Source organism: Roseateles sp. GW821-FHT09G03 (assembly GCF_059416045.1).
Map to the genome: position 1 here is coordinate 391722 of NZ_JBWKOK010000006.1, position 22022 is coordinate 413743.

General features: G+C 68.3%; 22 protein-coding genes. 9 read left to right on the forward strand and 13 right to left on the reverse strand.

The annotated features are described in order from the left end of the window. Positions 1-62: 62 nt before the first annotated feature. Both AC07OZ_RS22545 and AC07OZ_RS22550 read right to left on the reverse strand, forming a co-directional pair. Positions 63-1703, reverse strand: a complete 1641-nt coding sequence (locus AC07OZ_RS22545; protein WP_495469292.1) for an MDR family MFS transporter — start codon at positions 1701-1703, stop codon at positions 63-65. Continuing rightward, positions 1696-2790: an HlyD family secretion protein gene (locus AC07OZ_RS22550; RefSeq protein WP_495469293.1), complete on the reverse strand. Its 1095-nt coding sequence runs from the start codon at positions 2788-2790 to the stop codon at positions 1696-1698. The genes AC07OZ_RS22545 and AC07OZ_RS22550 overlap by 8 nt, the downstream gene beginning before the upstream one ends. A 107-nt stretch (positions 2791-2897) precedes the next feature. Here AC07OZ_RS22550 and AC07OZ_RS22555 point away from each other — a divergent pair, with 107 nt between their 5' ends. Both AC07OZ_RS22555 and AC07OZ_RS22560 read left to right on the forward strand, forming a co-directional pair. Then, complete coding sequence (locus AC07OZ_RS22555) at positions 2898-3629, forward strand: CerR family C-terminal domain-containing protein (protein ID WP_495469294.1); 732 nt, start codon at positions 2898-2900, stop codon at positions 3627-3629. Between the two features lie 200 nt (positions 3630-3829). Then, positions 3830-4243, forward strand: coding sequence for a VOC family protein (locus tag AC07OZ_RS22560; protein ID WP_495469295.1), 414 nt, complete (start codon positions 3830-3832; stop codon positions 4241-4243). 53 nt (positions 4244-4296) lie between these two features. On the opposite strand, the gene AC07OZ_RS22565 is transcribed toward AC07OZ_RS22560, so the two are convergent. Beyond that, the gene (locus AC07OZ_RS22565; protein WP_495469296.1) at positions 4297-4599 is read right to left on the reverse strand and encodes a putative quinol monooxygenase; all 303 of its coding nucleotides are present in this window, start codon (positions 4597-4599) and stop codon (positions 4297-4299) included. Beyond that, positions 4596-5276, reverse strand: coding sequence for a type 1 glutamine amidotransferase domain-containing protein (locus tag AC07OZ_RS22570; RefSeq protein WP_495469297.1), 681 nt, complete (start codon positions 5274-5276; stop codon positions 4596-4598). The genes AC07OZ_RS22565 and AC07OZ_RS22570 overlap by 4 nt, the downstream gene beginning before the upstream one ends. A 151-nt stretch (positions 5277-5427) precedes the next feature. Here AC07OZ_RS22570 and AC07OZ_RS22575 point away from each other — a divergent pair, with 151 nt between their 5' ends. Together AC07OZ_RS22575 and AC07OZ_RS22580 are read left to right on the forward strand one after the other, a co-directional pair. Next, a complete protein-coding gene (locus tag AC07OZ_RS22575) occupies positions 5428-6801 on the forward strand; it encodes a C13 family peptidase (protein WP_495469298.1) in 1374 nt (457 codons plus the stop codon). Beyond that, entirely contained in the window at positions 6801-7115 is a 315-nt protein-coding gene (locus tag AC07OZ_RS22580; protein WP_495469299.1) for a hypothetical protein, read from the forward strand. The genes AC07OZ_RS22575 and AC07OZ_RS22580 overlap by 1 nt, the downstream gene beginning before the upstream one ends. On the opposite strand, the gene AC07OZ_RS22585 is transcribed toward AC07OZ_RS22580, so the two are convergent. Next, complete coding sequence (locus AC07OZ_RS22585; RefSeq protein WP_495469300.1) at positions 7104-7229, reverse strand: hypothetical protein; 126 nt, start codon at positions 7227-7229, stop codon at positions 7104-7106. The genes AC07OZ_RS22580 and AC07OZ_RS22585 overlap by 12 nt on opposite strands. Positions 7230-7558: 329 nt before the next feature. Between AC07OZ_RS22585 and fusA the strand changes: the two genes are divergently transcribed. Continuing rightward, positions 7559-9610, forward strand: a complete 2052-nt coding sequence (fusA, locus tag AC07OZ_RS22590) for an elongation factor G (protein ID WP_495469301.1) — start codon at positions 7559-7561, stop codon at positions 9608-9610. Positions 9611-9735: 125 nt separating this feature from the next. On the opposite strand, the gene AC07OZ_RS22595 is transcribed toward fusA, so the two are convergent. The 3 genes from AC07OZ_RS22595 to AC07OZ_RS22605 form a co-directional block, all read right to left on the reverse strand. Next, positions 9736-10326: a cohesin domain-containing protein gene (locus AC07OZ_RS22595; RefSeq protein WP_495469302.1), complete on the reverse strand. Its 591-nt coding sequence runs from the start codon at positions 10324-10326 to the stop codon at positions 9736-9738. An 8-nt stretch (positions 10327-10334) separates the two neighbouring features. Further along, positions 10335-12956, reverse strand: coding sequence for a phosphocholine-specific phospholipase C (locus AC07OZ_RS22600; protein ID WP_495469303.1), 2622 nt, complete (start codon positions 12954-12956; stop codon positions 10335-10337). A 110-nt stretch (positions 12957-13066) separates the two neighbouring features. Beyond that, on the reverse strand, positions 13067-14167 hold the full coding sequence (locus tag AC07OZ_RS22605; RefSeq protein ID WP_495469304.1) for a porin: 1101 nt from the start codon (positions 14165-14167) through the stop codon (positions 13067-13069). A 391-nt stretch (positions 14168-14558) separates the two neighbouring features. Here AC07OZ_RS22605 and AC07OZ_RS22610 point away from each other — a divergent pair, with 391 nt between their 5' ends. After that, positions 14559-15347: a GNAT family N-acetyltransferase gene (locus AC07OZ_RS22610; protein WP_495469305.1), complete on the forward strand. Its 789-nt coding sequence runs from the start codon at positions 14559-14561 to the stop codon at positions 15345-15347. A 19-nt stretch (positions 15348-15366) separates the two neighbouring features. Here the strand turns inward: AC07OZ_RS22610 and AC07OZ_RS22615 are convergent, their stop codons facing one another. After that, complete coding sequence (locus AC07OZ_RS22615; RefSeq protein ID WP_495469306.1) at positions 15367-16062, reverse strand: hypothetical protein; 696 nt, start codon at positions 16060-16062, stop codon at positions 15367-15369. Positions 16063-16227: 165 nt separating this feature from the next. Between AC07OZ_RS22615 and AC07OZ_RS22620 the strand changes: the two genes are divergently transcribed. Further along, a complete protein-coding gene (locus AC07OZ_RS22620) occupies positions 16228-17022 on the forward strand; it encodes a phosphodiesterase (RefSeq protein WP_495469307.1) in 795 nt (264 codons plus the stop codon). A 17-nt stretch (positions 17023-17039) separates the two neighbouring features. Here AC07OZ_RS22620 and AC07OZ_RS22625 read toward each other — a convergent pair whose 3' ends face one another. Further along, positions 17040-18137 carry a hypothetical protein gene (locus tag AC07OZ_RS22625; RefSeq protein WP_495469308.1) on the reverse strand — a complete coding sequence of 366 codons (1098 nt, stop codon included), beginning with the start codon at positions 18135-18137 and terminating at the stop codon, positions 17040-17042. Between the two features lie 4 nt (positions 18138-18141). Beyond that, positions 18142-18831, reverse strand: a complete 690-nt coding sequence (locus AC07OZ_RS22630) for a putative signal transducing protein (RefSeq protein WP_495469309.1) — start codon at positions 18829-18831, stop codon at positions 18142-18144. 108 nt (positions 18832-18939) lie between these two features. On the opposite strand from AC07OZ_RS22630, the gene AC07OZ_RS22635 reads away from it, so the two are divergent. Together AC07OZ_RS22635 and AC07OZ_RS22640 are read left to right on the forward strand one after the other, a co-directional pair. Beyond that, positions 18940-19260, forward strand: coding sequence for a hypothetical protein (locus tag AC07OZ_RS22635; RefSeq protein WP_495469310.1), 321 nt, complete (start codon positions 18940-18942; stop codon positions 19258-19260). After that, positions 19247-19381 (forward strand): amidohydrolase family protein, encoded by a 135-nt coding sequence (locus tag AC07OZ_RS22640; RefSeq protein ID WP_495469311.1) that lies wholly within the window; start codon positions 19247-19249, stop codon positions 19379-19381. The genes AC07OZ_RS22635 and AC07OZ_RS22640 overlap by 14 nt, the downstream gene beginning before the upstream one ends. 46 nt (positions 19382-19427) lie before the next feature. Here AC07OZ_RS22640 and AC07OZ_RS22645 read toward each other — a convergent pair whose 3' ends face one another. Next, a complete protein-coding gene (locus tag AC07OZ_RS22645) occupies positions 19428-20960 on the reverse strand; it encodes a tryptophan halogenase family protein (RefSeq protein ID WP_495469312.1) in 1533 nt (510 codons plus the stop codon). Between the two features lie 28 nt (positions 20961-20988). Further along, entirely contained in the window at positions 20989-22017 is a 1029-nt protein-coding gene (locus AC07OZ_RS22650) for a cupin-like domain-containing protein (protein WP_495469313.1), read from the reverse strand. Between the last annotated feature and the right edge of the window lie 5 nt (positions 22018-22022).

Below are 22022 nucleotides of genomic sequence, written 5' to 3' on the forward strand. Positions count from 1 at the left end.
CGAGCCGGAAAGGGCCGGGCCATCGGAAATGGGAGAGAGGGGACATTGGGGTCATGAGGATCTCAATGCGCATCGTTGGACACGGGGGCCCTGCCGGGCTGCTGCGGTGTCTTGAGCGTCAGCGCCAGCGGCACGCAGAGCAGCAGCGCGGCCGCGAGCACGTAGAAGGTTTCGGAGAAGGTCATCACGCTGGCCTGCTGATGGATGGTCAGCACCAGGTCCTTCATCGCCTGCAGCTGCGCGTAGGCGAAGTCGCCGACCTGCGCGAAGTGGCTGGCCGCGCTGCCGGCGAGGCGCTCCTGGACCAGCGTCGAGTTCGCGTTGAGCGACTCGCCGAGCCGGTCGATGTGCAGGCTGTTGCGCCGGTCGATGAAGGTGCCGATGACGGCCAGTCCGACCGATCCGCCGAGGTTGCGCGCCATGTTGTAGATGCCGGCGGCGTCGCCCGATTCCTCGCGCGTGACCGTGGCCATCGACGCCTGGTTGAGCGGCATCATGCAGAGCATTTGCCCGACGCCGCGCAGCAGTTGCGAGCCGATGAAGTCGTGGCCGACGCTCTGCGCGGTGAGGCTGATGTCGAGCAGGCAACTGGCTGCGAACGCGGCCAGGCCGAGGATCACCATCACGCGCAGGTCCACGCGCGAGATCAGCCGCGGCAGGATGGGCATCATCAGGAAGGCCGGCACGCCGGCCAGCAACATGATCGCGCCCGATTGCTGCGCGTTGTAGCCGGCGATCAGCGCCAGGAACTGCGGCACCAGGTAGGAGATGCAGTACAGCCCCGCGCCGACGGTGAACACGATGACGATGACGCTGGCGTAGTGCCAGTTGCGCATCAGGCGCAGCCGCAGGATGGGCCTGGACGCGTAGCGCTGCGAGAGCGCGATCATCGCCATGCCGATCGCCGAGACCAGGCTCAGCGTGACGATCAGCGAGGACTCGAACCAGCGCTCGCGCTGGCCCTCCTCGAGCACCACGGTCAGTGTTGACAGGCCGACCGCGAGCCCGACGATGCCGAGCCAGTCGGCGCGGATGAACTCCTCCAGGTGCATGCGCTGCGCGGGCAGGCCGAGGAGCAGCAGCGCGAGCAGCGCGGCGCAGACCGGCACGTTGATGAAGAAGCACCAATGCCAGCTCGCGTTCTCGGTCAGCCAGCCGCCGAGCACCGGGCCCAGCAGCGGTCCGAGCAGCACGATCAGTCCGAACAGCGTCATGCCGACGGGGAGCTGATGGCGCGGCAGCCGCGTGCGGATGATGGTCTGCGCGGTCGGGATCATCGCCCCGCCGGTGAAGCCCTGCCCGATGCGCGCGAGGATCAGCATCGGCAGGCTGCCCGAGAGCCCGCACAGCACCGAGAAGAAGGTGAACAGCGCTGCATTGCCGACCAGGAAGTTGCGCAGCCCGAAGACGCGCGTGAGCCACGCGGCCAGCGGGATCATGACGATCTCCGACATCAGGTAGCCGGTGGAGATCCAGGTGCCTTCGGTCCCGGTCGCGCCGATGGCGCCCTGGATCTGCGGCAGCGCCGAGTTGGTGATGGAGATGTCCAGCGTCGCCATCAGCGCGCCCAGCGCGCCGGCCGCGACGGCGATCCAGTCGCCGGTGCCGGCGTTGGGCTCCGCAGGCGGGGCCGCGCCGGGCGCGCTCGGCGCACTCCCCGTGATTGGCGGCGTTGGTGTGGCCGGCGAGGCGGCCTCAGCCATGGCTTGCTCCGCGCGTGTCGACGTCGGTCGTCACCGAGAGTCCGGGCAGCAGGCGATCGCGCATCGCCGCATCCGCCTTCGGATCGAGCTGCACGCGGATGCGCACCGGCACGCGCTGGACGATCTTCGTGAAGTTGCCGGTGGCGTTCTCCGACGGCAGCAGCGCGAACTGCGCGCCGGTGCCGGGCGAGAAGCTCTCGACGGTGCCGTGCAGGTCGAGGTCGGGCAGGGCGTCGACGTGCAGCGTCACCGGCTGGCCGGCGCGCATGCGGCCGATCTGCGTCTCCTTGAAGTTGGCGACGAGGTACACGTCCTGCGTCGGCACGACGGTCATCATCCGCGTGCCCGGCTGCACGAACTGGCCGACGCGCACGGTCGTATCGCCGATGCGGCCGTCGATGGCGGCGCGCACGACGGTGTCGTCGACGTCGAGGTGGTTCTGGCGCAGCGCGGCTTCGGCGCCTTCGACCTGCGCCTTCGATTGCGCGACCTGGGCCTCGCTCGACTTGAGGCGGCCATCGGCGGCTTTCACCGCGGCCTCGGCGGCGGCCAGGCTGGCGACGGCCTGATCGCGGGTGTTGCGCAGCTCGGCCAGGCGCTCGGCGGTCGTCGCGCCGGTGGCGGCCAGCGGCGTGTGGCGCGTGACCTCGTCCTGCGCATGCGCCAGCGCCAGACGCGAGGCCTCGGCCTGGGCGCGGGTCTGCGCGAGCTGGCCCTGCTGCTGGAGGATGTCCGCCTCGAAGCGGCGGATGTCGGCCTTGCGGCCGTCGATCGTCGCCTGCGACTGGTCGGCGGCGGCCTGGTACTGGCGGGCATCCAGCTTCACGAGCGGGTCGCCGCGCTTCACCGTCTGGTTGGCGACCACGTAGACCTGCGTCACATAGCCGCCGACCTTGGGCGCGGCGGTGACGCTGTCGGCCTTGAGGTAGGCGTCGTCGGTGGTCTCGATGAAGCGACCGGTGGTCCACCAGTGCACGCCGTATGCGCCGGCGGCGAGGAGCGCCGCCGCGGCGATGACGAGCAGCACAGGCTTGCGACCGGAGGGGGATTTCGGCCCGTTCGGGCCGGCGGGAGTCTGGGAGGACATGGCGGTGGCCGGGTTCGCCGGCTCGAAGAATTATTCCGGTCGCTATCTTTTTCCAGTTGGAAGATTTCTGTCAACTGGTATATTTTTGACTTGCGACTTCTTTACACATGACCGAACGTCCCGTCCGAGCTCCCCGACACCGCGCCGATGCCGCCTACGCGCGCGGCGAGGAAACGCGCCGCCGCATCATTGACGTGGCGCTGCGGCTGTTCAGCGAGCGCGGTTTCGAAGGCGCGTCGACGCGCGAGATCGCGAAGGCGGCCGGGGTGAACGCGCCGGCGCTGCAGTACTACTTCGACAACAAGGAAGGCGTGTACCGGGCCTGCGCGCAGTACATCGCGGACAGTTCGGCGGCGCACTTCGGTCCGGTGGTCGAGCGGACGAAGGCGGTGCTTGCCGACCTCAAGGCGACGCCGGATGAGCTCTTCGAGGCCTTCGGCGTGATGCTGGACGCGCTGACCGATTTCCAGCTGCTGCCCGACGATGCCGAGTACCGCCGGCTCTTCATCGCGCACGAGCAGATCGGGCATGCGCCGGGCGTGCTGTTCGAGATCTTCGACAAGACGATGCGCCCGCAGATGGGCGAGATGTCTGCGCGCGTGGTCGCGCGCTACTGCGGCATGCCGGAGAAGGATCCTCTGCTGGCGATGCGCGTGATGATGCTGTGCGGGCAGGTGATGGTGTTCTCGCTGGGGCGGCGGACCATGCTGACCAAGCTCGGCTGGGAGCGCTTCGGGCCGGAGGAGGTCGCGACGATCAAGCGCTCCTCCCGCGAGCACAGCCGCGTGCTGATGGACAGCTGGCGCGAGGAGTCGCGCAAGGGCGCCGCCAGTCGCTGAAGCACGCTGGCGGCGGCGTATCGCCGTCGTGCGCGTTGCCAGGTCGCGCCTATCCCGCCGCGTTGCCGAGTCATGTCAGCAGACCCTGCTGCCACGCGCCTGCCATCGCGCTTCCTACATTGAACGGACCGATCGCCCCGTGCGTTGCAACGCAGCGCAACGCACGCGATCGGGCTTGTTCAACGATCCCAGGAACGACCATGGCACTGACCGTCATCCCCCACCTCAACTTCCGCGCACAGGCCCGCGAGGCGCTGAACTTCTATCACGGCATCTTCGGCGGCGACCTGATGGCCGTGACCTACGGCGAGGCACATGCCGCACGCTCCGAGGCCGACACGGCACTCTTGCTGTTCGGGCAAGTCGTGGCCCCGAACGGCTTCCGCGTCATGGCCTACGACGTGCCGACCGACCTGAGCTGGGACCGCGGCGACCGCGCCTTCCTCGTCTCCATCCAGAGCGGCGAAGCCGACGAGATCTCGGCCTTCTGGAAGCAGTTGGCCGAGGGCGCCACGATCCTGCAGGATCTCGCGCCCTCGGCCTGGTCGCCGCTCTACGGGATGCTCACCGACAAGTTCGGCGTGACCTGGGCGCTCAGCGTCGCCACGTTCTGAGCGGGCCGTCGCTGGTCGACCCAGGCCGCGCCGCGGGCGTCAGGTCTTGCGCCTCACGCCTCTGGCCGGAGCAGCTCCACTTGCCGAGCTGTCAGCAGCGGCAGGATGCGCTGCACGACCAGCTCCTTGTAGTGGGCGGAGGCGCGGTGCGCCTCGATGGCGGCGTGGTCGGCGTAGCGCTCCAGCAGGAGCAGTTCACCCGGCACGCCGACGCTCTGGAACGCCTCGTAGCCCTGGCAACCGGGCTCGGCCAGCGATTGCTCGCGCAGGCTCGCGACCAGTGCGAGGACCTCGGGCACCGCCTCCGGCGCCATGCGCCAGCGGGCGACGACCACGATCGGGCTGCCGGCGCTCATGCCGCGTCCTTGTTCAGCGCGGCCACGATCGCCTTGGCCAGCGGGGCGCCGGACGCCGGGTTCTGGCCCGTCATCAGGCGGCCGTCGACGACGACCTTGGGCTGCCACACGTCGGCCTTGTCGTAGATCGCGCCTTCCTCGATCAACGCGCTCTCCAGCAGGAAGGGCACGTCGGCGATGGCGTAGCCTTCTTCCTCGGCATTCGAGAAGGAGGTGACGCGGCGCCCCTTCAGGAAGGGCGTGCCGTCATCGAGCTTCGCGCCGGCGAAGGCCACGGGGCCGTGGCAGACGGCCGAGACGATCTTGCCGCCGTTCCAGGCGCGGATCACGGCCTGCTTGACGTCGGGATCGGTCGCGATGTCGGCCATCGGGCCGAGGCCGCCGGGAAAGAAGATCGCGTCGTAGTCGAGCACGTCGACCTCCGACAGCTTGCGGCTGCGCGACATGCGGCGGAAGGCCGCGCTCTCGCGGAAGGCGCGCTGCGCCGGATCCGTCTCGTCATACGCATCCGAGGGCGGCGTGCCGCCCAGCGGCGACACGAAGTCGACCGCCACGCCGGCATGGTCGAATACCTCGAACGGATGCGCCACCTCGGCGAAGAAGTAGCCGGTCGGGCGGTGGTTCGGGCCGATCTGAGCGGTGTTGGTCAGGACGAAGAGGACATTCTTGACAGTCATGATGAGCTCCTTGGCGGTGCCCGCGAGGCGGGCGATGTGAAGGTCGTCGCTCCTGTGGGGGAGATGAATTTCGACGTCGCCAGGGAATGATGGGCTCTCGACTTCAATTCATGAAATTTATTCGATGGATATCAGTCATTCACGTCGGAGCATGAATCCGGGATTCGTTTGGCTCAGCGAAGCCGCGCGCGTGCTGTGCTTCCGCGCGCCGCGCTGGGACCGCCTCGACGGCGGTCCGTGGACGCTCGTCGTGCTCGTGCTGCTGTCGCTGGCCGTCGGTCTCGGCCTGCAGCGCGAAGCGATCGACGGTGCCGCCACCTTCGAATGGAGCGCGATCTACAAGAGCTGGAGCGCCACGGTCGTGTCCGTGTGGATCTGCTGGCTGTTGCTCGCGTCGCCCAATCGGCGGGAGCCTGGCCCGGCGAACGTCGGCACGCTGGTGTCGCTGCTGGTCGCCGTCACGCTGCTGCTGAACGTCGCCGACGGCGTCGTCTCCCAACTCGCGCCCGCGGTATTCAGCCCGGCCGACGCCTGGCCCGACTGGGGCCGGTGGGTCGCGTGGCTGTTCCCGATGGTCTGGGAGGGACTCGCGAGCCTGCGCCTGTGGTGGCGGCTCACCGCCTCGAACGCAGTGCGCCTGATCGCGATCCTGCTCACGCCGCTGCCCATCGCGATCAGCGGCTGGCTCGATCCGATGTACTTCTGGTGGCCTGCCCGCTCCGCCGATGCGCGGGAGGAGTACGCCGGGCTTTCGTTGAGCGAGGAGATCCTCGACACACAGTCGCAGCTCATCGCCAACGCACTGCGCGCGCTGCCGCCATCGCAGCCGGGCCTGGTGAATGTCTACGCCGCGACCTACGCGCCGTACGCCTCCGAAGACGTCTTCATGCGTGAGAGCGCGGTCGTCGCCAAGACGATGGCCGAGCGCTTCGGGACCGCCGGACGCACGGTGCAGCTCGTGACGAACGCCAAGTCGCAGAACGCGATCCCGTGGGCCACGCGGCCGAACCTCCACAAGACCATCGCGCGCATCGGCGCCGTGATGGATCGCGAGAAGGACGTGCTGTTCCTGCACCTCACTTCGCACGGCGGCCGCGACGGTCTGCTCGCCACTGACTCGTATCCGCTGGAGACCGAGCCGATGACGCCCGCGCTGCTCAAGCAGTGGCTCGACGAGGCGGGCATCCGCTGGCGGGTGATCTCGATCTCGGCGTGTTTCTCCGGCAGCTGGGTCGAGCCACTGGCCGACGAAGGCACGCTGGTGATGACGGCGGCCGATGCGACGCACACGTCCTACGGTTGCGGCTCGCGCTCACCGCTGACCTTCTTCGGGCAGGCGATGTACGTCGACGCGCTGAAGGAGACCTGGTCCTTCCAGCAGGCGCATGCGCAGGCGCGCCAGCTGATCGATGTCCGTGAGAAGGAGGCGGGGAAGACCGATGGCTACTCGAACCCGCAGATCCGCGAAGGCGCGGCGATCGGAGCTGTGCTGAAGCGGTTGGAGGCGCAGCAGCGGGATCGTTGATGCGATTCACTTCCGCGCGAAGGGCTGAGCACAATCATCAGGATCGTCAGCATGCTGCAGCAAAAGACCATCGCAATCGCGACGTTGATTTCGAACTGAGCGCACAGCCAATGAAAATCGCTCTTGAAGAGTATGAGATCGGCCTTGCGGAGCATGCGCTCGGCCTCGATACCGTCTTCCATTCATCACCTCGCTTTCAACAAGTCATTGCGGAGACAGCAATCTACGCTTGCAGGCAACGCCTGGCACTGACTGGTTCAGAGGTTTCTCGCCGTGATTCGACGCGAATGAGTAGTCGGCATTCACAGCAATGAGTGATTGCGACTCGCGATGTCGAGCGACAGCAACACCTGACCCTGAATCGGGTGCGGTCGTCGCGACAGCCCATTGCGCGGCCGCACGGCTTCGATGAAAATCATGTCCATCATGAAGACCTCCCAAGTGATCAAGGCGACTTTCGCCACCTGACGCGCGCTCCGATCGCATTCGGAAGGCGTGCGCGCCTTCCGGTCTTCCACAGAACCCCGGCAGGCCCAGCGCCCTCCGGGGTTTTCTGTTTTCCGAGTCCACACATGCGCCACCGCACCTACGACAAGCTGATCGCGACGATTCCCGCCCGCCGGACCTGCGTCCGCGCGCGCCCGCGCTCCGGCTCTCGATCCGGCATCCAGCCGCATTGCCCTCGACGCTAGCCCGCATCAGGTGAATCCGCCTGAGGGCAGCGTCTTGCCCTCAGATCTCGAAAGAAGGATTCACCATGAACCCCGTCCATACGGTCCGCCATCCCCTGCGCAACCTCGGCGTCATCGCCCACGTCGACGCCGGCAAGACCACCACCACCGAACGCATCCTGTTCTACACGGGCGAAAGCCATCGCATCGGCGACGTCAACGACGGCACCACGCGCATGGACTTCGATCCGCAGGAGCGCCGCCGCGGCATCACGATCAACAGCGCCGCCGTGTCCGTCCAATGGAAGGGCACGCAGCTCAACCTGATCGACACGCCCGGGCACATCGACTTCAACATCGAGGTCAACCGCTCGCTGCGCGTGCTCGACGGCGCGGTCGTGGTGTTCGACGGTGTCGCCGGCGTGGAGCCGCAGACCGAGACCAACTGGCGCCTCGCCGACAAGTACGGCGTGCCGCGCATCGCCTTCATCAACAAGCTCGACCGCGTCGGCGCTGATTTCCTGCGCGTCGTGGCCATGATGGAGGAGCGCCTCGGCGCGACCGTGCTGCCGCTGCAGCTGCCGATCGGTGCGGAAGGTGACTTCCGCGGTGTCGTCGATCTGATCGCGATGAAGGCGCTGGTCTGGGAGCGCGACGATGCGGCAGCACCGTTCGTGGAATCGGACGTGCCCGCCGCGATGCTCGACGCCGCGCGCGCCCATCGCGCCCGTCTGGTCGAGACCGTGGTCGAGCTGGACGATGCCGCGCTCGCCGCGTATCTCGACGGTCATCCGATCGACGTCGACACGTTGCGCCGTTGCGTGCGACGCGGCGTGCTGTCGGGCGCGTTCGTGCCGGCGCTCGCTGGCTCGGCCTTCCGCAACCGCGGCGTGGAGCCGCTGCTGGACGCGGTCGTCGACTACCTGCCGGCACCGGAGGACATCCGTCGCGCCGACATCGACGTCGCGGAGAAGTCGCCGTCCGACCCGGACGGTCCCTTCGCCGCACTCGCGTTCAAGGTGGCGGCGGACGGTCACGGGACGATGGTCTTCGTGCGTGTCTATCGGGGACGTCTGCGTCGTGGCGATTCAGTGCTCGACGTCAACACCGGGCGGATGGAACGCGTCGGGCGGCTCTACGAGATCCACGCGGATGACCGCGTGGAACGCGAGGAGCTGCGCGCCGGCGACATCGCCGCCGTGATCGGCCTGAAGGAGACGCTGACCGGTCACACGCTGTGCGACCCGGCGAGTCCGCTGCATCTCGAGGAGATCAGCGTGCCCGAGCCGGTGATCGACGTCGCGATCGAGCCGAAGACGCGCGACGACGTGGCCCAGCTGTCGAAGGCGCTGCAATCGATGCTGCGCGAGGACCCAAGCCTGCGGATGCGGTATGACGCCGAGACCGGGCAGACGATCCTCTCCGGCATGGGCGAGCTGCAGCTGGAGGTCTCGATCGAGAAGCTGCGCGCGCGTCACGGCGTGGAAGTGCAGGTCGGCCGGCCGCAGGTGGCATATCGCGAGACGCTCGGTCGGGCGGTGGACGTGCATCACGTCCACAAGAAGCAGAGCGGCGGCCCCGGGCAGTTCGCCGAGGTCGTGCTGCGTTTCGAGCCGCTGCCGCGCGGCGAAGGCGTGCGCTTCGAGAGCCGCATCGTCGGCGGCGCGATTCCCCGCGAGTTCATTCCCGCGGTGGAGGCGGGCATCCGGCGCGCGGCGCTGAGCGGCGTGATCGCGGGCTTCCCGTGCGTGGACTTCCAGGCCACGCTGCTGGATGGCGGCTTCCACGAGCGCGACTCGTCGGCGATGGCGTTCGAACTCGCGGCGGCGAATGCGGCGCGCGAGGCTTTCGCGAAGGCGGATGCGCAGCTGCTGGAACCGGTGATGGCTGTTGAGGTCGTCACGCCGGCCGAGTCGCTGGGCGACTGCATCGGCGATCTGAATCGCCGGCGTGGTCTGGTGCGCGGTCAGGCGCTGCGCGGCACGGCCATCGTCGTCGACGCCCAGGTGCCGCTGAGCGAGATGTTCGGCTACATCGGCAATCTGCGCGCGCTCTCGTCGGGACGCGCATCGTTCTCGATGCAGTTCGAGCATCACGAACTGGCCCCGCGGAAGGTCCGCGAGGCCGTGGTCCAGTGACCGGCTGACGGCCTGATGGTCGACCCAGGGTCGAGCAGAGGCCGTCGGGCCGCTGTCCGATCGCTACCCGATGCCGCCCGACGTGGCGGCCCCCAGGGAGCCCGTGAATGCGGGCTCCCTTTTTTTTACGTCAGTGCGACGCCTTGCGACACCTTGCGACGGCGCGTCGTGAACCCGAGCGCGCCCAAGCCCAGCGCAGCCAGCAGCGCGGAGCTCGGCTCCGGCACGGCCGACACCGCCAGGTTCAGCGAGGCGTTGAGCGGCTGCACGTCGCTCCACAGGTAGCTGAGGCCGTGGTTCAGGTTGCCGGCATCGGTGATCAGGCCGATCTGCGCCAGGCCGCCCTGCAGCGCGTCGAAGTGCAGCGTGCCCAGGAGCAGCGAGCCCTGGCCATTGTTGGCGACGCCGGGGAAGCTCGATCCGCCGAAGGTGCCGGCGCCCAGCCACGGGCTGTCGTCGTCCCAGCCGGCGGCGGCGGTGAAGCTGCTGAACGAGAGCTTCGTCGTGTCGTAGCTCAGGCGGAAGCCGAAGGACAGCAGCTCTTCATCGGAGGGCAGACCGCCGAAGGGATCGACCAGGCTGATGAGCAGGTCCACGCCTTCGCCCACCTTGGCCGGACCGGCGGCGGTGAGCGAGACCGTCGCGGCATGGGCGGTCGTGGCGGCCAGCGAGGCGAGCGCCAGCGCAGTGGCGGCGAGCAGGGGCTTGAAGTTCATGAGGGTTCTCACAGGGTGCTGAAGAGCTGGTACCAGACGCGGTAGTCCGCTTGCGTGATGCACTTGTCGCCGTCCATGTCGGCCAGCGGCTCGAAGCGCGCGTCGCCGGCGCAGCTGCCGATGGCGTTGCGCAGCGTGTCGCGGTCCGCGGCGGTGACCGCGCCGTCGGCGTTCACGTCGCCGTTCTTGCGGATGCGGACCGACAGGCGCGGCGCGGCTTCGCCGTAGCCGTCGTTGAGGAACAGGCCGAGGAAGTAGTCGCCTTCCGGCTGACCCGCGAGCGCGAACACCTGCGATCCCGAGGGGCTCGCCACGTAGTTCCACTTCAGCGAGCCGGGGCCGCCGGGCGTCATGCCGACGCGGTACAGACCGATCCAGTTCGTCGTGCTCGACGGCAGGCCGGTCCAGGTCAGCGACACGTTGCCGCCGATGCGCACGCGGTCGACGTCGGCCTTGAACGTGGCCGTCGGCGTGCTGGGCGGCAGCACCGGCGGCGCGTTCCACGTCACCTGCGCCAGGCCGTTCAGGACCGGGTCGGTGAAGTCGAGGCCCGCGCCTTCGACGTGGCCGGCCAGGCGGCGCTGGAAGGCGTTGTCGCCGTCGACGGTGACGATCAGGTCGTACCAGCCGTAGCTCGAAGTGACCGCGCGGACGTGGTCGCGGCTAGAGCCCGCCGGCACGTCGATCGTCACGACGGTCTTGTCGCCGTAGGCGTTGTCGACGATGCGGAAGCGCATCGCCTGCGTGCTCGCGTTGCGCAGCGTCAGCGTGACGCTCGCGGTCGCGGGCTGCTCCTTCAGGCTGGTCGCGGCCAGGCGGCCGATGCCGTCGAAGCTCATGCGGAACTCGCGCAGGAAGCCGTTGTCGCCGTGAACGGCGAGCTGCATGGGCGCGCTGCTCCAGTTCCAGACTTCCTGGTCGATGCGCTTGCCCGGCTCGACGGTGTAGTGCCACGGGCCGTCCGTGCGCAGCGTCGAGTAGACGATGAACGCGGCCGTGACGCTGCCCTCGTTGGCGAAGCTCAGCGCGAACTGGCGCGCATTCGTCGCGGCGATGCCGTCGACGGTCGACCGGTACGGCAGCGGCGCGGCGCGGCGCGGGATGCCGCTGGCGGCCTTCTCCTGGCGCGGCAGGCTCTGGTTGGCCGGAGGCAGTGCGTCCTTCGTGCCCCAACCCTTGAAGTAGACGGCGTTGGCCGGCACCGACGACGGGAACTCGGCGCCGCCGGACTTGAAGTCGAAGGCGCTGGTCATGTCGCCGCAGACCGCGCGGCGCCACGGCGAGATGCCATTGCACTGCACGCTGTTGCGCGGGTAGCCGAGGGCGACGAGCCATTCCTCGGTGAAGCGGATCAGCGAGGTGTGGTCGAACAGCTGCGAGCACACGCGGCCGCCCTTGGTCCATGGCGAGATCACCAGGGTCGGCACGCGCGGACCGAGGCCGATCGGCTGGCTGCCGGCGATCTCGCCCTGCGTGGCGTTGGCCATCGTCGTGCGGCCGCGGTCGGTGTTCAGGGGCGCCATCACCGACGGCATGTGGTCGAAGAAGCCGTCGTTCTCGTCGTAGGTCAGGATCAGCGCGGTCTTGGACCAGACCTCGGGCGTCTGCACCAGCGCCTGCAGCAGGCGCGCGGTGAAGTTCTCACCGGCGTTGGGCGTGTCGTCGGGATGCTCGCAGTACTCGGTCGGCGCGCAGATGTAGGACACGCGCGGCAGATTGCCGCTGCGGACGTCGGCGGCGAACTGGTCGATCAGCCACTGGCCGGTCGTGCCGGGCGCGTTCGCCTGCGTCGAGCCCGCGGCCAGCGCGCGGCCCTTTCGGTACAGCGGCGACGCGCTGGTCAGTTTCTGCCCGTAGGCGTCGGTGCGGAAGTTCTTGAAGTACTGGAGGTAGTTGTCGCCGTAGTTGTCCCACTCCTGGTAGACCTTCCAGCTCACGCCGGCGGTCTCCAGGGTCTCGGCGTAGGTCAGCCACTCGTTGCCCTTGGCGGCGGCGTTGTCGTTGGCGATGTCGCCGTTGTAGGTGCCGTTGGTGACGTTGTAGAGGCGGGAATCGGAGATGCCGGTCACGACCGCGTTGCTGTGGCCGGTGAGGGCGTAGAAGCGGTTGGGGTCGGTCGGTCCGAAGATCGAGCAGTGGTACGCGTCACAGACGGTGAACGCGTCGGCGAGGGCGTAATAGAAGGGCAGGTCGCTGCGGTCGAAGTAGCCCATGGTGCGCGGCGACTTCTTCGATACCCAGACGTTCCAGTCCTTCCAGGTGGCCTCGGTGCCTTTCCAGCTGTGGTCCAGCCCGACGCGCAGCGCATTGGTGTTGCGGATGTCGAAGTGGTAGGGGAGGACCTGCGAGCCGAGGGCGGTGCCGGGCTGCATCCAGACTGGCTGGCCGGAGGGCAGCGCGATGGGGCGCGGGTCGCTGTAGCCGCGCACGCCGGCGAGCGTGCCGAAGTAGTGGTCGAACGAGCGGTTCTCCTGCATCAGGATGACCACGTGCTCGATGTCGGCAAGGGTGCCGGTGGCGTTGTTGGCGGGTGTGGCGAGCGCCTGTCGGATGGTCTGCGCGAACGAATGGCTGCTGGCCATGCCGGCGACCGCAGCGGTCAGGAAGGACCGGCGGGATGTCGTGCTCATGAAGCTTCACCTGGGAGGTCGTGAAGCGCGTGATTTTTTTCTCGGAGGAAGTCAGCAGCGTGAAGGGCGGACGTAGCGCGGGCGATGGCCGTCCGCGCTCCGATGCCAGGTCAGAAGCTGTGCCGCAGGCCCGCCTCGCACCCCTTCGAGTCGCCGCCCGCGGGAAGACCCGCGGGGCCGCCGGGAATCGCCGCGGCCGCCCGGCCCTTGTTGGTCATCCAGGACGCCGTCGTATAGAGGGCCGTCCGTTTGGAGAGGCTGTGCACATAACCCAGGCCGAGCTGGGTCGATGCATTGCCGTCGAGGCTCGTCGTGCCGACCCGTCCGTCGAACGTCGCCCGGTTGATCGAGAACTTGAGTTCGCCGGACACGCCCATCGGGACGACGGCGCCCAGCAGCACGATCGACTCCTTGGCGTCGGCGTACTTGAACACGCGCAGGGCGCCGGAGAACTTGGCCCCGGCGACACTGACGGTGCCACCGATGCCGGCGTCCGTCAGCTTGCCTGCCGTCGTCAGATCGTTGTCGATCCGCGCGTACGCCACGGAGATGTCGAAGGTCGGTGCCGTGTAGCCCAGGCGGCCACCGGTCAGTCGGTGCTGGGCATTGGCCGCCAGACCGCCTTCGCCCGCCGCCACCATGAGGCCTCCCTCCACGCCGCCCAGACCGCCGGGCAGCAGGTATTGCACCGAGTTGCTGGATCGCACGGTGGCCGCGAGTCCGGTGCCGAACGCCGATCGCAAGGGCCCCACCGGCGTGGCGCTGACGAAGTTGCCGGCGCTGGCCACGCCCACATAGCCGAACGGGTCGTACCGGGCCCAGTTGGCGAAGTTGGGCGTGTAGTCGCGGCCGAGGCGGACCTCACCGAGCTTCTGGTCGGCAAGGGCCACGATCGCACGGCGGTCCCAGAACTGCGAGGCGGAGGCCTGCGTCCCCGAATCGACGAGCACGCCGTGTTCCAGGTTGAACAGGGCCGTCATGCCCCCGCCGAGGTCTTCGACACCGCGCACACCCAGGCGGCTGGTCTGACTGCTGCCGCTCACGAGCGATCTGATCGAGCCGACGGCGTCGTTGTCGACGTAGCGCAAGGCGGAGTCCAGGATGCCATACACCGTGACGGTGCCCTGCGCGTGCGCCGGTCCGGCGATCAGGGGCAGCGCCGCGGCGAGGGCACCCAGGAAAGGGGTCAGGGAGGACTGGGTTTTATGCATGCTGCTCTTCTCCAATGCGCCGTGCGGCGCCGGGTCGTTGGCGGGTTGAGGACGGGGACAACTCCGACCAGGCATGGCTCCGCCTTGGGCGGGGTGATCCGCCCTGGGCCGAGTCAGTCGAGGAAGGCTTAGCGCAGCGTCATTCGGGCACGAGGCCCAGGCGCTTGCTGAAGAGGGTTGCCGTGGCCAGCGCTCTGCCGACCCAGCGTTCGACGTGGGGTTGCTGCATGTTTGTCTCCGGTGTTTTTTGTCGCCTTCGCGACTCTAGGAATCGGGTAGCTACTTGGGAATTCGAAAGATAAGATCGACCTATCCAAGATGCCGATCAATCACTTCCGCAGCCACGACGGGCCTTGCCGGGGGGATGTCGACCGATCACTCCGCTGATGCCATGTCCGCAGCCTCCGACCTGCTCGCCGCCTACGACGCTCAACTCCGCTCGGACGCCGAGACACCGAGCGCCATCGCGGTCACGCGGCTGGGGCCGCTGCGCCTGGTGACCTTCGCGCGCGGACGCGGCTTCGTGACCTACCGGGATCTCGGCGGCGCCGATGCGACGGAGATCCGTCGACTCGTCGGCAATGCGCTGCGGCACTACGAGGCTGATCCCGCCATCACCCATGTCGAATGGAAGACGCGGGGGCATGACCTGGCCCCAGGTCTGCATGAGGCGCTCATCGAACACCGCTTCCAGCCCGATCCGCCGGAGTCGATCATGGTCGGCGAGACGCGCCTGCTGCTCGCCGATGTTCCGTTGCCTGAAGGCGTGACGCTGCGCACCATCCGCGAGCCTCATGAGGTGACGCGCATGTGCGCGATGCAGGCCGAGGTCTTCGGCGATCACGACCCGGAACCCATGACCCTGGCGCTGCTGGAGCGGCTTGCGCGCGACGATGGCATGTCGTTGTGGATCGCGGAATGCGATGGCGAGGTGATCACCGCCGGCCGGCTGGAGCCTGTCGCGGGCACGGACTTCGCGGGCATCTGGGGTGGCGCCACGCGCACGGCGTGGCGTGGACGCGGCGTCTACCGCGCGCTGACGGCGGCGCGAGCGCGCGCCGCGCTGGAACTCGGGAAGACGCTGATCCACAGCGACTCCACCGATTTCTCGCGACCTATCCTCGAGGCCTCAGGGCTGGTGAAGGTGTCGACGACGACGCCGTACAACTGGACGCGGTAGTCGTTCGGCTTCTGAGGGGCTAACGGGTCGCTCCGTCATCGCCAGGTTCTTGAGATGCGTCCCCGGCGTGGCTGCCTGCCACGCCCAGTCCCAATCCGGCGCCAAGTCCTCCGGCGCCCGCACCACCACCACCACCACCACCGCGTGACCCGCCGTCGCGCCCTCCGCCTCCGCCTGCCTTGCCACCGCCGCTTGCGGGCCTCAGCGGTCCCTGCTTCGGAATCACGACGGAGGCCGGAATCGCGTCGAGCTCGAGCACCTCGCGGATGAAATCGCGCAGCGAGGTGACGAGCGCCGCGGTCTCCACCGGCTTGCCCGTGACCATGTCCTGCGCCGCCTGCGCGGCGAGCCGTACCTGCTCGTCGGTGCCGAGCAGGATGATGTCGGACAGCGCGGCCTCGACGGCATCGCGCATGCGGCGCGCGCGGTCGGACGCACCCATGACCGTCGTGCCGGGTTCGGCGAACTGGCGCAGTTCCCGCAGATGACGCGGGTCGACGGCGAGCGTGCCGGTGAACGATCCGCCCAGTGTCTTGTAGGCGGCGATCAGCGTCTTCAGCCGCTCATTGATCTGCCGGTTCGCCCGCTCGCGCCGCTGCTGCACCGACTGCATCACCAGCAGCCGTACGCCGACGGCGATCAGCGACACGATGACGAGCCCGATCAGCGTAGAGAGCATCGTCTGCCAGGAAGTGAAGTCGAGGGCACCGCGCATGGATGGATCTCCGGGATGCCGGGCAAGGGCAAGCCGAGGGCCTGAGGCGCGCAGTACGCCATCCGGCTTATTCCCTCGGAGTAACGGTCCCTTCACCATGCGGGTCACGGCGTCGCCTCGTCGCGCATGCGCCGTGCGTCGTTCTCACTCGCGGGAGTTCCCTTCATGCTCATCGGTCACCTGTCCGATCCCCACGTCCGTCCACGCGGCCAGCTGTACCAGGGCGTCGTCGATTCGAACCAGGCGCTGCGTGACGCGATCGACCACCTGCTGCGCATGGACAGACGGCCGGACCTGTGCCTGGTCACGGGAGATCTGGTCGACGAAGGCCGTCCCGACGAATACGAGGTCGCGCGTGAGCTGCTCGACACGCTCGGCCTGCCGTACCTGGTGATTCCCGGAAATCACGACCATCGCGAGCACTTCCGCGACGCGTTCGCCGACCTGGGCTATCTGCCCAAGGAGGGCGCGCTGCACTATGGCGTCGACGACTACGCCGTCCGCATCGTCGGTCTTGATTCCTGCGTGCCAGGCGCGCATCACGGCCAGATCGAGGAGGCGGGCCTGCTGTGGTTGTCGGAGACCCTGGCGAACGATCCGTCCAAGCCCACCATCGTCATGCTGCACCACCCGCCCTTCGTCTGCGGGATCCCTTACATGGACGAGTACCGCTATCTCGACCCGGCGCCGTTGGCGGCCGTGCTGGATCGATGCACGAATGTCGAGCTCGTGCTCTGCGGCCACGTCCACCGCCCGATGCTGCGGCGCTGGGCCGGCACGGTGGTGTGTGCCTGCCCTAGCACCGTCACGGAGATCGACCTGCAGCTGAATCCTGCGGCGGCGCCCAGCAGCCATGCGGGCCCTCGCGGCGTGATGCTCCATCTGTGGGAACCGGGCCTCGGGATGGTCAGCCACCTGTCCCAGATCGGGGACTTCGCCGGGCCTCATCCCTTCGCGTGAGGGGCCGCCACATCCGGTCAGACGCCCGGAATGCCCCGCCGTCGCAGGATGACGTGCGACAGCGCCAGGGCGGCGCCGATGGAGGCCAGGAAGCCGGGCATCGTCCAATCGACCGGGTCGCCGTCGCCGAGCCGGCAGGCGCTGAGGAGAGCACCGGCTCCGAAGAAGGAGGTCACGGAGAACAGCAGCAGCGGCCTGAGCCGCGCGACGAAGGCGACGGTGCCACCGGCTCCCAGGCGCTGGTCGAGGAGGCTGGCAAGCCACGGCGACATGAACGGGGACCGCTTCGTCCAGAAGGACCCGACGCCGATGACCAGCAGGGGCATCACCAGCATGAACAGCCGCATCTCCGGCGGTATCGGCACCGGCAGCGCACAGAACGCGCGATGCGGTCCGCTCGTGAGGCTCAGCACATTGAGCCCGATGAAGGCGACCCAGAGGCCGATGATCAGCGCGGTCGACTTCCACTCGCCGCCGGTGACGGCGCCGGGGGCGGTCGTCGATGCGCGCGGCGTCGTCGCCGCAGCGGGGGGCGGATCGCCCTGCAGCAGATCCCTGCGCCGGAGCGCGATGAACCGCCAGGTCATCAGGCCGCCGAAGGAGAGGATCGCCCACACGTGCGCGAAGAAGCCGAAGCTCTGTTGGGTCAGCCGGTCGAAATCCGCTTCGGTGATCGGGCGCGCAGGTCCGTGGTTGATGCGTTCGAAGTAGCGTCCGCCGTCCGAATGCCATTGATGACTGGTCACCGCGCTGCCGTCCGCTGCCAACCCCAGACCCCACCAGGGCGATGGCCCCCAGTTCGGGATGGCGACGGCAGCGGTCACGAGCGCCAAGACCAGCACCCAGGGCGCGAGGAGCTCCCCCAGACGTGGCGAGACGCGCCCCGCGGGCGCGGCTGCCAGGCGGCGCACTGTCCATCCGCCCGTGCCGCACACGACGATGACCGCGATGTGATTCCACATCAGGAACACGACCAGATGCGCCCACTCGGGCACTGCGCTGGCAATGATGGCGATGAGGCTGACGGCGAGTACGACTCCTGACGCGGCCATCATCCGACGGGCGCGGCGAAGCTGCTTTTCGGCGGTCCGCTTCTGTTCCTGAAGGTCGCTCATACGCTCACCTCAGCGCATGCAACGCGGCGCCGACGGCCAATGCCGCGATCGCCGCGCCAACCGCCGGAATGAGGAGCCGCTTCTTCGGATAGTGGCTGCCATACGCCTTGATCAGGGCGCGGCTCTGTTTCTGTCCTGCGATGACGTACCAGATGATGTTGACCGCGCAGAGCAGCAGGCTGGCCTGGAAGACCACGAACGGTCCGTCCGCGTTCTCATGCAGCGCGTAGATGCCGACCAGCGACATGGCGCTCAACATGACGAAGCTGAGCCAGGCGTCGGCGCTCTGGCCACGATCCCCGATGGCGCGGGCATTCGCGAGCTGGATGCCGGCGCCGAAGGCCGGCGTCAGCAGGAAGCCGAGCAGCGCGGCGCGATCCGGACTGAACAGCGGCACCGTCAACGCGGTCGTCGCGGGCGCGTCGCTCTCTTCGCCCTCGAGCTGGAACGCACCGGCGTCGAACTCGGCAATGGCTTCGCGCGCCGCGCCGGCCTGCGATCCAGGGACCAGCACCCGGACGCCGCCGATCGCGCTCGCGATCAGCGAATAGTTCTGGACCATCTGGTCGTCCGCCACATGCGGCGTGAGGCCGGCGGCCTCGAGGACGCCCCTCAGCAGGTGCGCTTCGGTCGGCGTGGTCCGCGTCGCGACGCAGACGAAATCATCGGAAGTCGAGTCGTTGTGTTCTGGCATGGGCCCTCCCAGCCGCGAAGCTTAATTGGCTTTGCGGGGGATCCGGCATCGGGGAGATCGACACGATGCGGGGTTACATTCCACGCCTTCTCACGGAGGAGAACCACCATGACTGTCCGTCAAGCGCTCGTGGCGCTGATGTCCCTGGCCAGCCTGTCCACCGCGTCGATCGCCGCAACGGTCGAGACAAGCAGGACGCTCACCGGCGTCGCCGTTGAAGAGCCCAATCAGGCCTACTTCCGCGTGGCAGAAGCACTGACCGGGTCCTGCGCCTACAACGTGGTCTACGTCGACCTGACGAAGACCACGGGCAAGCCACATCTCGCGCTGCTGCTGTCTGCCCGCGCGATGGGCAAGAAGCTGGCGGTCGTGGCGTACAACCAAGATACGACGGGACGTTGCTGGGTCAGCTCGCTTGAGATGGAGTGAGGACTTCCCACAACTCACGCTGCCACGGACGCTGGCCGCGCTCGATCGGCTGAAGCTCACCGACGACGAGAAGGCGAAGATCCGCTACGGCAACGCGCGCAGGCTGTTCGGCCTGCCATGAGCGATGCGAGGCCCGGCGCGCCAGCCGGGCGCGCGGCCGCCATCGTTCAGGCCGGCACCGGCGCCTTCACGACCGCCGCCGGCGCATACCGCGTCACGTACTGCTGATGCCCCGGCATCTGCGCCACGGTCTTGTCGATGCGCGCTGAGATGCCGCCGAGGAAGCCCGCGAGCTCCTTGTCCCCCATCAGGTCCGCCGACGGGTGATGCTGCTCCGGCATCAGCCCCTGGCCGAGCAGCACCTGCACCCACGAGTTCTCGGTGAACAGCTCATTGGGCACGCGGAACACGCGGCCCGTCTCGCGGAACAGGTCCAGCCGGTGCTGCAGCGACGCCGGCACCGGCATCTGGCGCATGTCGCGCCACATCGGCGAATCCGTCCTCTGCTGCAGGTGGTAGTGCAGCACGATGAAGTCGCGGATGTGCTCCAGCTCGTAGCGCATCTGCGCGTTGTACTCGTCGATGTCGGACTGCCGGATCCCGTCCTTCGGGAACATCTGCAGCAGCCGGATCGCCGTGCGCTGGATCAGGTGGATGCTGGTCGACTCCAGCGGTTCCAGGAAGCCGCTGGACAGCCCGGCGCCGACGCAGTTGCGCTTCCACACCACCTCGCGCTGGCCGGGCTTGAAGCGGATCACGCGATGCGGCGTCAGGACGTAGCCTTCGATGTTGCCGAGCAGCGCGGCCCGCGCGGTCTCGTCGTCGGTGTAGCGGCTGCTGAAGACCACGCCGTTGCCGATTCGCTGCTGCAGCGGAATCTGCCATTGCCAGCCCCACGGATGCGCGATCGAGCGCGTGTAAGGCACCGCGTCCCGCACCGATGCCGTCTGCAGCGCGATCGCGCTGTCGCACGGCAGCCAGTGCGACCAGTCCTCGTAGCCGACGCCCAGCGCCTGCCCCAGCAGCACCGAGCGCATGCCCGTGCAGTCGACGAAGAGGTCGCCTTCGATCTCCGTCCCGTCCTGCAGCTTCAGCGCACGGATGTCGCCGTCGGCGTGCATCAGCACCTCGGCGATCTTGCCTTCGAGGCGCTTCACGCCGTAGCCCTCGCTGAAGCGGCGCAGGAACTGCCCGTACAAGGTCGCGTCCAGGTGATACGCGTAGTTGATGCCGTCGTCGGGCAGGTGCGCGAACTTGTTCTCCTTCGCCGCGCGCAACTCCAGGCAGTAGTCGCCGTAGTCCGACGCCAGGCCGCGTTCGCGGCCCTTCATCCAGAAGTGCTGGAAGCCCGCCGTCCAGTGATCGATGCCGGTGGTGCCGAACGCGTGGATGTAGCTCGTGCCCAGGTCACGCCAGCCCTCGAACTGGATGCCCAGCTTGATCGTCGCCTGCGTCGCCGCCATGAACTCGCGCTCGTCGAGTCCCAACAGCTGGTGGAAGGTCAGCATCGTCGGGATCGTCGCCTCGCCGACACCGACGGTGCCGATCTCGTCGGACTCCACCAGCCGGATGTCCAGCTGCTTGCCGAGGTGCTTGGAGATGCAGGCCGCCATCATCCAGCCCGCCGTGCCGCCGCCGGCGATGACGACGCGCTTGACCGGACGGCGCGGGGTGGTCGGATCTTGCGAGGTGAAGGTCATGGCGTCTCCTCCATGGGGTCGGGGGCGTTCAGCGTTGCTTGAGCCGCTGAATCAGATGTCCGCGCAGGTGGCCTGCGCCTTCCGCCGTCAGCGGGGCGAGCGCATGCCGCGCATGCGCGGGGATGTGGGCCGCGGTGTCGGCGTCCGCGTTGAACACGTAGTGATCGAAAATCCCGCGCCACGCCGCGCGTTGCGGCGCCGGCAGGTCCCGCATCGAGAGCAACGCCTGCATCAGCGCGAACAGCGGCGGATCCATGTGCGCCGGCGACTGTCGCCACCAGTAGTTGATCAGCACGTTGAACGCGTCCAGCGCCTCGACCTGATGCCACCACATGCTCGGGATGTAGAGCGCGTCGCCCGGACCGAGATCGGCGACCTGCGCATGCTCCAGCGCCTGCGCGAAGCGTGGGAAACGCTCGAAGTCGGGATGCTTCAGGTCGACCAGGCTCACCGGCTGTCCCGCCGGCGTGAAGTCGATCGGACCGACGTAGAGGTTGGCGAGCTGTTCCGGCGGGAACAGCGTGAAGCGCCGGTGACCGGCCGCCACGCAGGCGATGTTGTCCGGCAGGTCGTAGTGCGGCGCGATGCGGCTGCGGTTGCCCAACCACACGCTGGCCAGCGCCTCCTGCGCCGTGCCTTCACCGGTGGCCAGCGGCGTCAGGTCCAGGTCGTTGGCGGCGCGGAAACCCGGCAGGCAGGTGTCGACCGTCGTCGAGCCGACGTAGAAGCAGGGCGGGCGCGCGACGTCGGCGAGCTTGAGCAGCTCTTCCATCAGCGCCGGCAGCGGCGCGTCGGCACGACCGAAGTTCATGCCGGTGAAGTCGTCGTTGTAGAAGATGCGGCCGTCGATCTCCGGCGGCCCCGTCATGATGGCCACCGGCGCGCCGCGCCAGCAAGCATGCAGGTAGTCGACCGCCGCGCGGTCGGAGCGCTGCGCCTCGCGCACCATCGGCCAATGCGACACGAGGCCGCGCAACACCACCGGTTGCGCGGCCTCGAGCAGGTCGGGAGGAAGCCGACCCGGGGCCAGGTCGTGGATGTCCAGGATCGGCTTCATGCGGG

What these genes read in the sequence shown, in the direction of transcription:
- AC07OZ_RS22625 (WP_495469308.1), bottom strand. Translation starts at nt 18,137, where the DNA reads ATGAGCGACCTTCAGGAACAGAAGCGGACCGCCGAAAAGCAGCTTCGC.
- AC07OZ_RS22595 (WP_495469302.1), bottom strand. Translation starts at nt 10,326, where the DNA reads ATGAACTTCAAGCCCCTGCTCGCCGCCACTGCGCTGGCGCTCGCCTCG.
- AC07OZ_RS22600 (WP_495469303.1), bottom strand. Translation starts at nt 12,956, where the DNA reads ATGAGCACGACATCCCGCCGGTCCTTCCTGACCGCTGCGGTCGCCGGC.
- AC07OZ_RS22560 (WP_495469295.1), top strand. Translation starts at nt 3,830, where the DNA reads ATGGCACTGACCGTCATCCCCCACCTCAACTTCCGCGCACAGGCCCGC.
- fusA (WP_495469301.1), top strand. Translation starts at nt 7,559, where the DNA reads ATGAACCCCGTCCATACGGTCCGCCATCCCCTGCGCAACCTCGGCGTC.
- AC07OZ_RS22615 (WP_495469306.1), bottom strand. Translation starts at nt 16,062, where the DNA reads ATGCGCGGTGCCCTCGACTTCACTTCCTGGCAGACGATGCTCTCTACG.
- AC07OZ_RS22585 (WP_495469300.1), bottom strand. Translation starts at nt 7,229, where the DNA reads ATGATGGACATGATTTTCATCGAAGCCGTGCGGCCGCGCAATGGGCTG.
- AC07OZ_RS22630 (WP_495469309.1), bottom strand. Translation starts at nt 18,831, where the DNA reads ATGCCAGAACACAACGACTCGACTTCCGATGATTTCGTCTGCGTCGCG.
- AC07OZ_RS22610 (WP_495469305.1), top strand. Translation starts at nt 14,559, where the DNA reads ATGTCCGCAGCCTCCGACCTGCTCGCCGCCTACGACGCTCAACTCCGC.
- AC07OZ_RS22565 (WP_495469296.1), bottom strand. Translation starts at nt 4,599, where the DNA reads ATGAGCGCCGGCAGCCCGATCGTGGTCGTCGCCCGCTGGCGCATGGCG.
- AC07OZ_RS22550 (WP_495469293.1), bottom strand. Translation starts at nt 2,790, where the DNA reads ATGTCCTCCCAGACTCCCGCCGGCCCGAACGGGCCGAAATCCCCCTCC.
- AC07OZ_RS22605 (WP_495469304.1), bottom strand. Translation starts at nt 14,167, where the DNA reads ATGCATAAAACCCAGTCCTCCCTGACCCCTTTCCTGGGTGCCCTCGCC.
- AC07OZ_RS22645 (WP_495469312.1), bottom strand. Translation starts at nt 20,960, where the DNA reads ATGACCTTCACCTCGCAAGATCCGACCACCCCGCGCCGTCCGGTCAAG.
- AC07OZ_RS22580 (WP_495469299.1), top strand. Translation starts at nt 6,801, where the DNA reads ATGCGATTCACTTCCGCGCGAAGGGCTGAGCACAATCATCAGGATCGT.
- AC07OZ_RS22650 (WP_495469313.1), bottom strand. Translation starts at nt 22,017, where the DNA reads ATGAAGCCGATCCTGGACATCCACGACCTGGCCCCGGGTCGGCTTCCT.
- AC07OZ_RS22545 (WP_495469292.1), bottom strand. Translation starts at nt 1,703, where the DNA reads ATGGCTGAGGCCGCCTCGCCGGCCACACCAACGCCGCCAATCACGGGG.
- AC07OZ_RS22575 (WP_495469298.1), top strand. Translation starts at nt 5,428, where the DNA reads ATGAATCCGGGATTCGTTTGGCTCAGCGAAGCCGCGCGCGTGCTGTGC.
- AC07OZ_RS22635 (WP_495469310.1), top strand. Translation starts at nt 18,940, where the DNA reads ATGACTGTCCGTCAAGCGCTCGTGGCGCTGATGTCCCTGGCCAGCCTG.
- AC07OZ_RS22570 (WP_495469297.1), bottom strand. Translation starts at nt 5,276, where the DNA reads ATGACTGTCAAGAATGTCCTCTTCGTCCTGACCAACACCGCTCAGATC.
- AC07OZ_RS22620 (WP_495469307.1), top strand. Translation starts at nt 16,228, where the DNA reads ATGCTCATCGGTCACCTGTCCGATCCCCACGTCCGTCCACGCGGCCAG.
- AC07OZ_RS22555 (WP_495469294.1), top strand. Translation starts at nt 2,898, where the DNA reads ATGACCGAACGTCCCGTCCGAGCTCCCCGACACCGCGCCGATGCCGCC.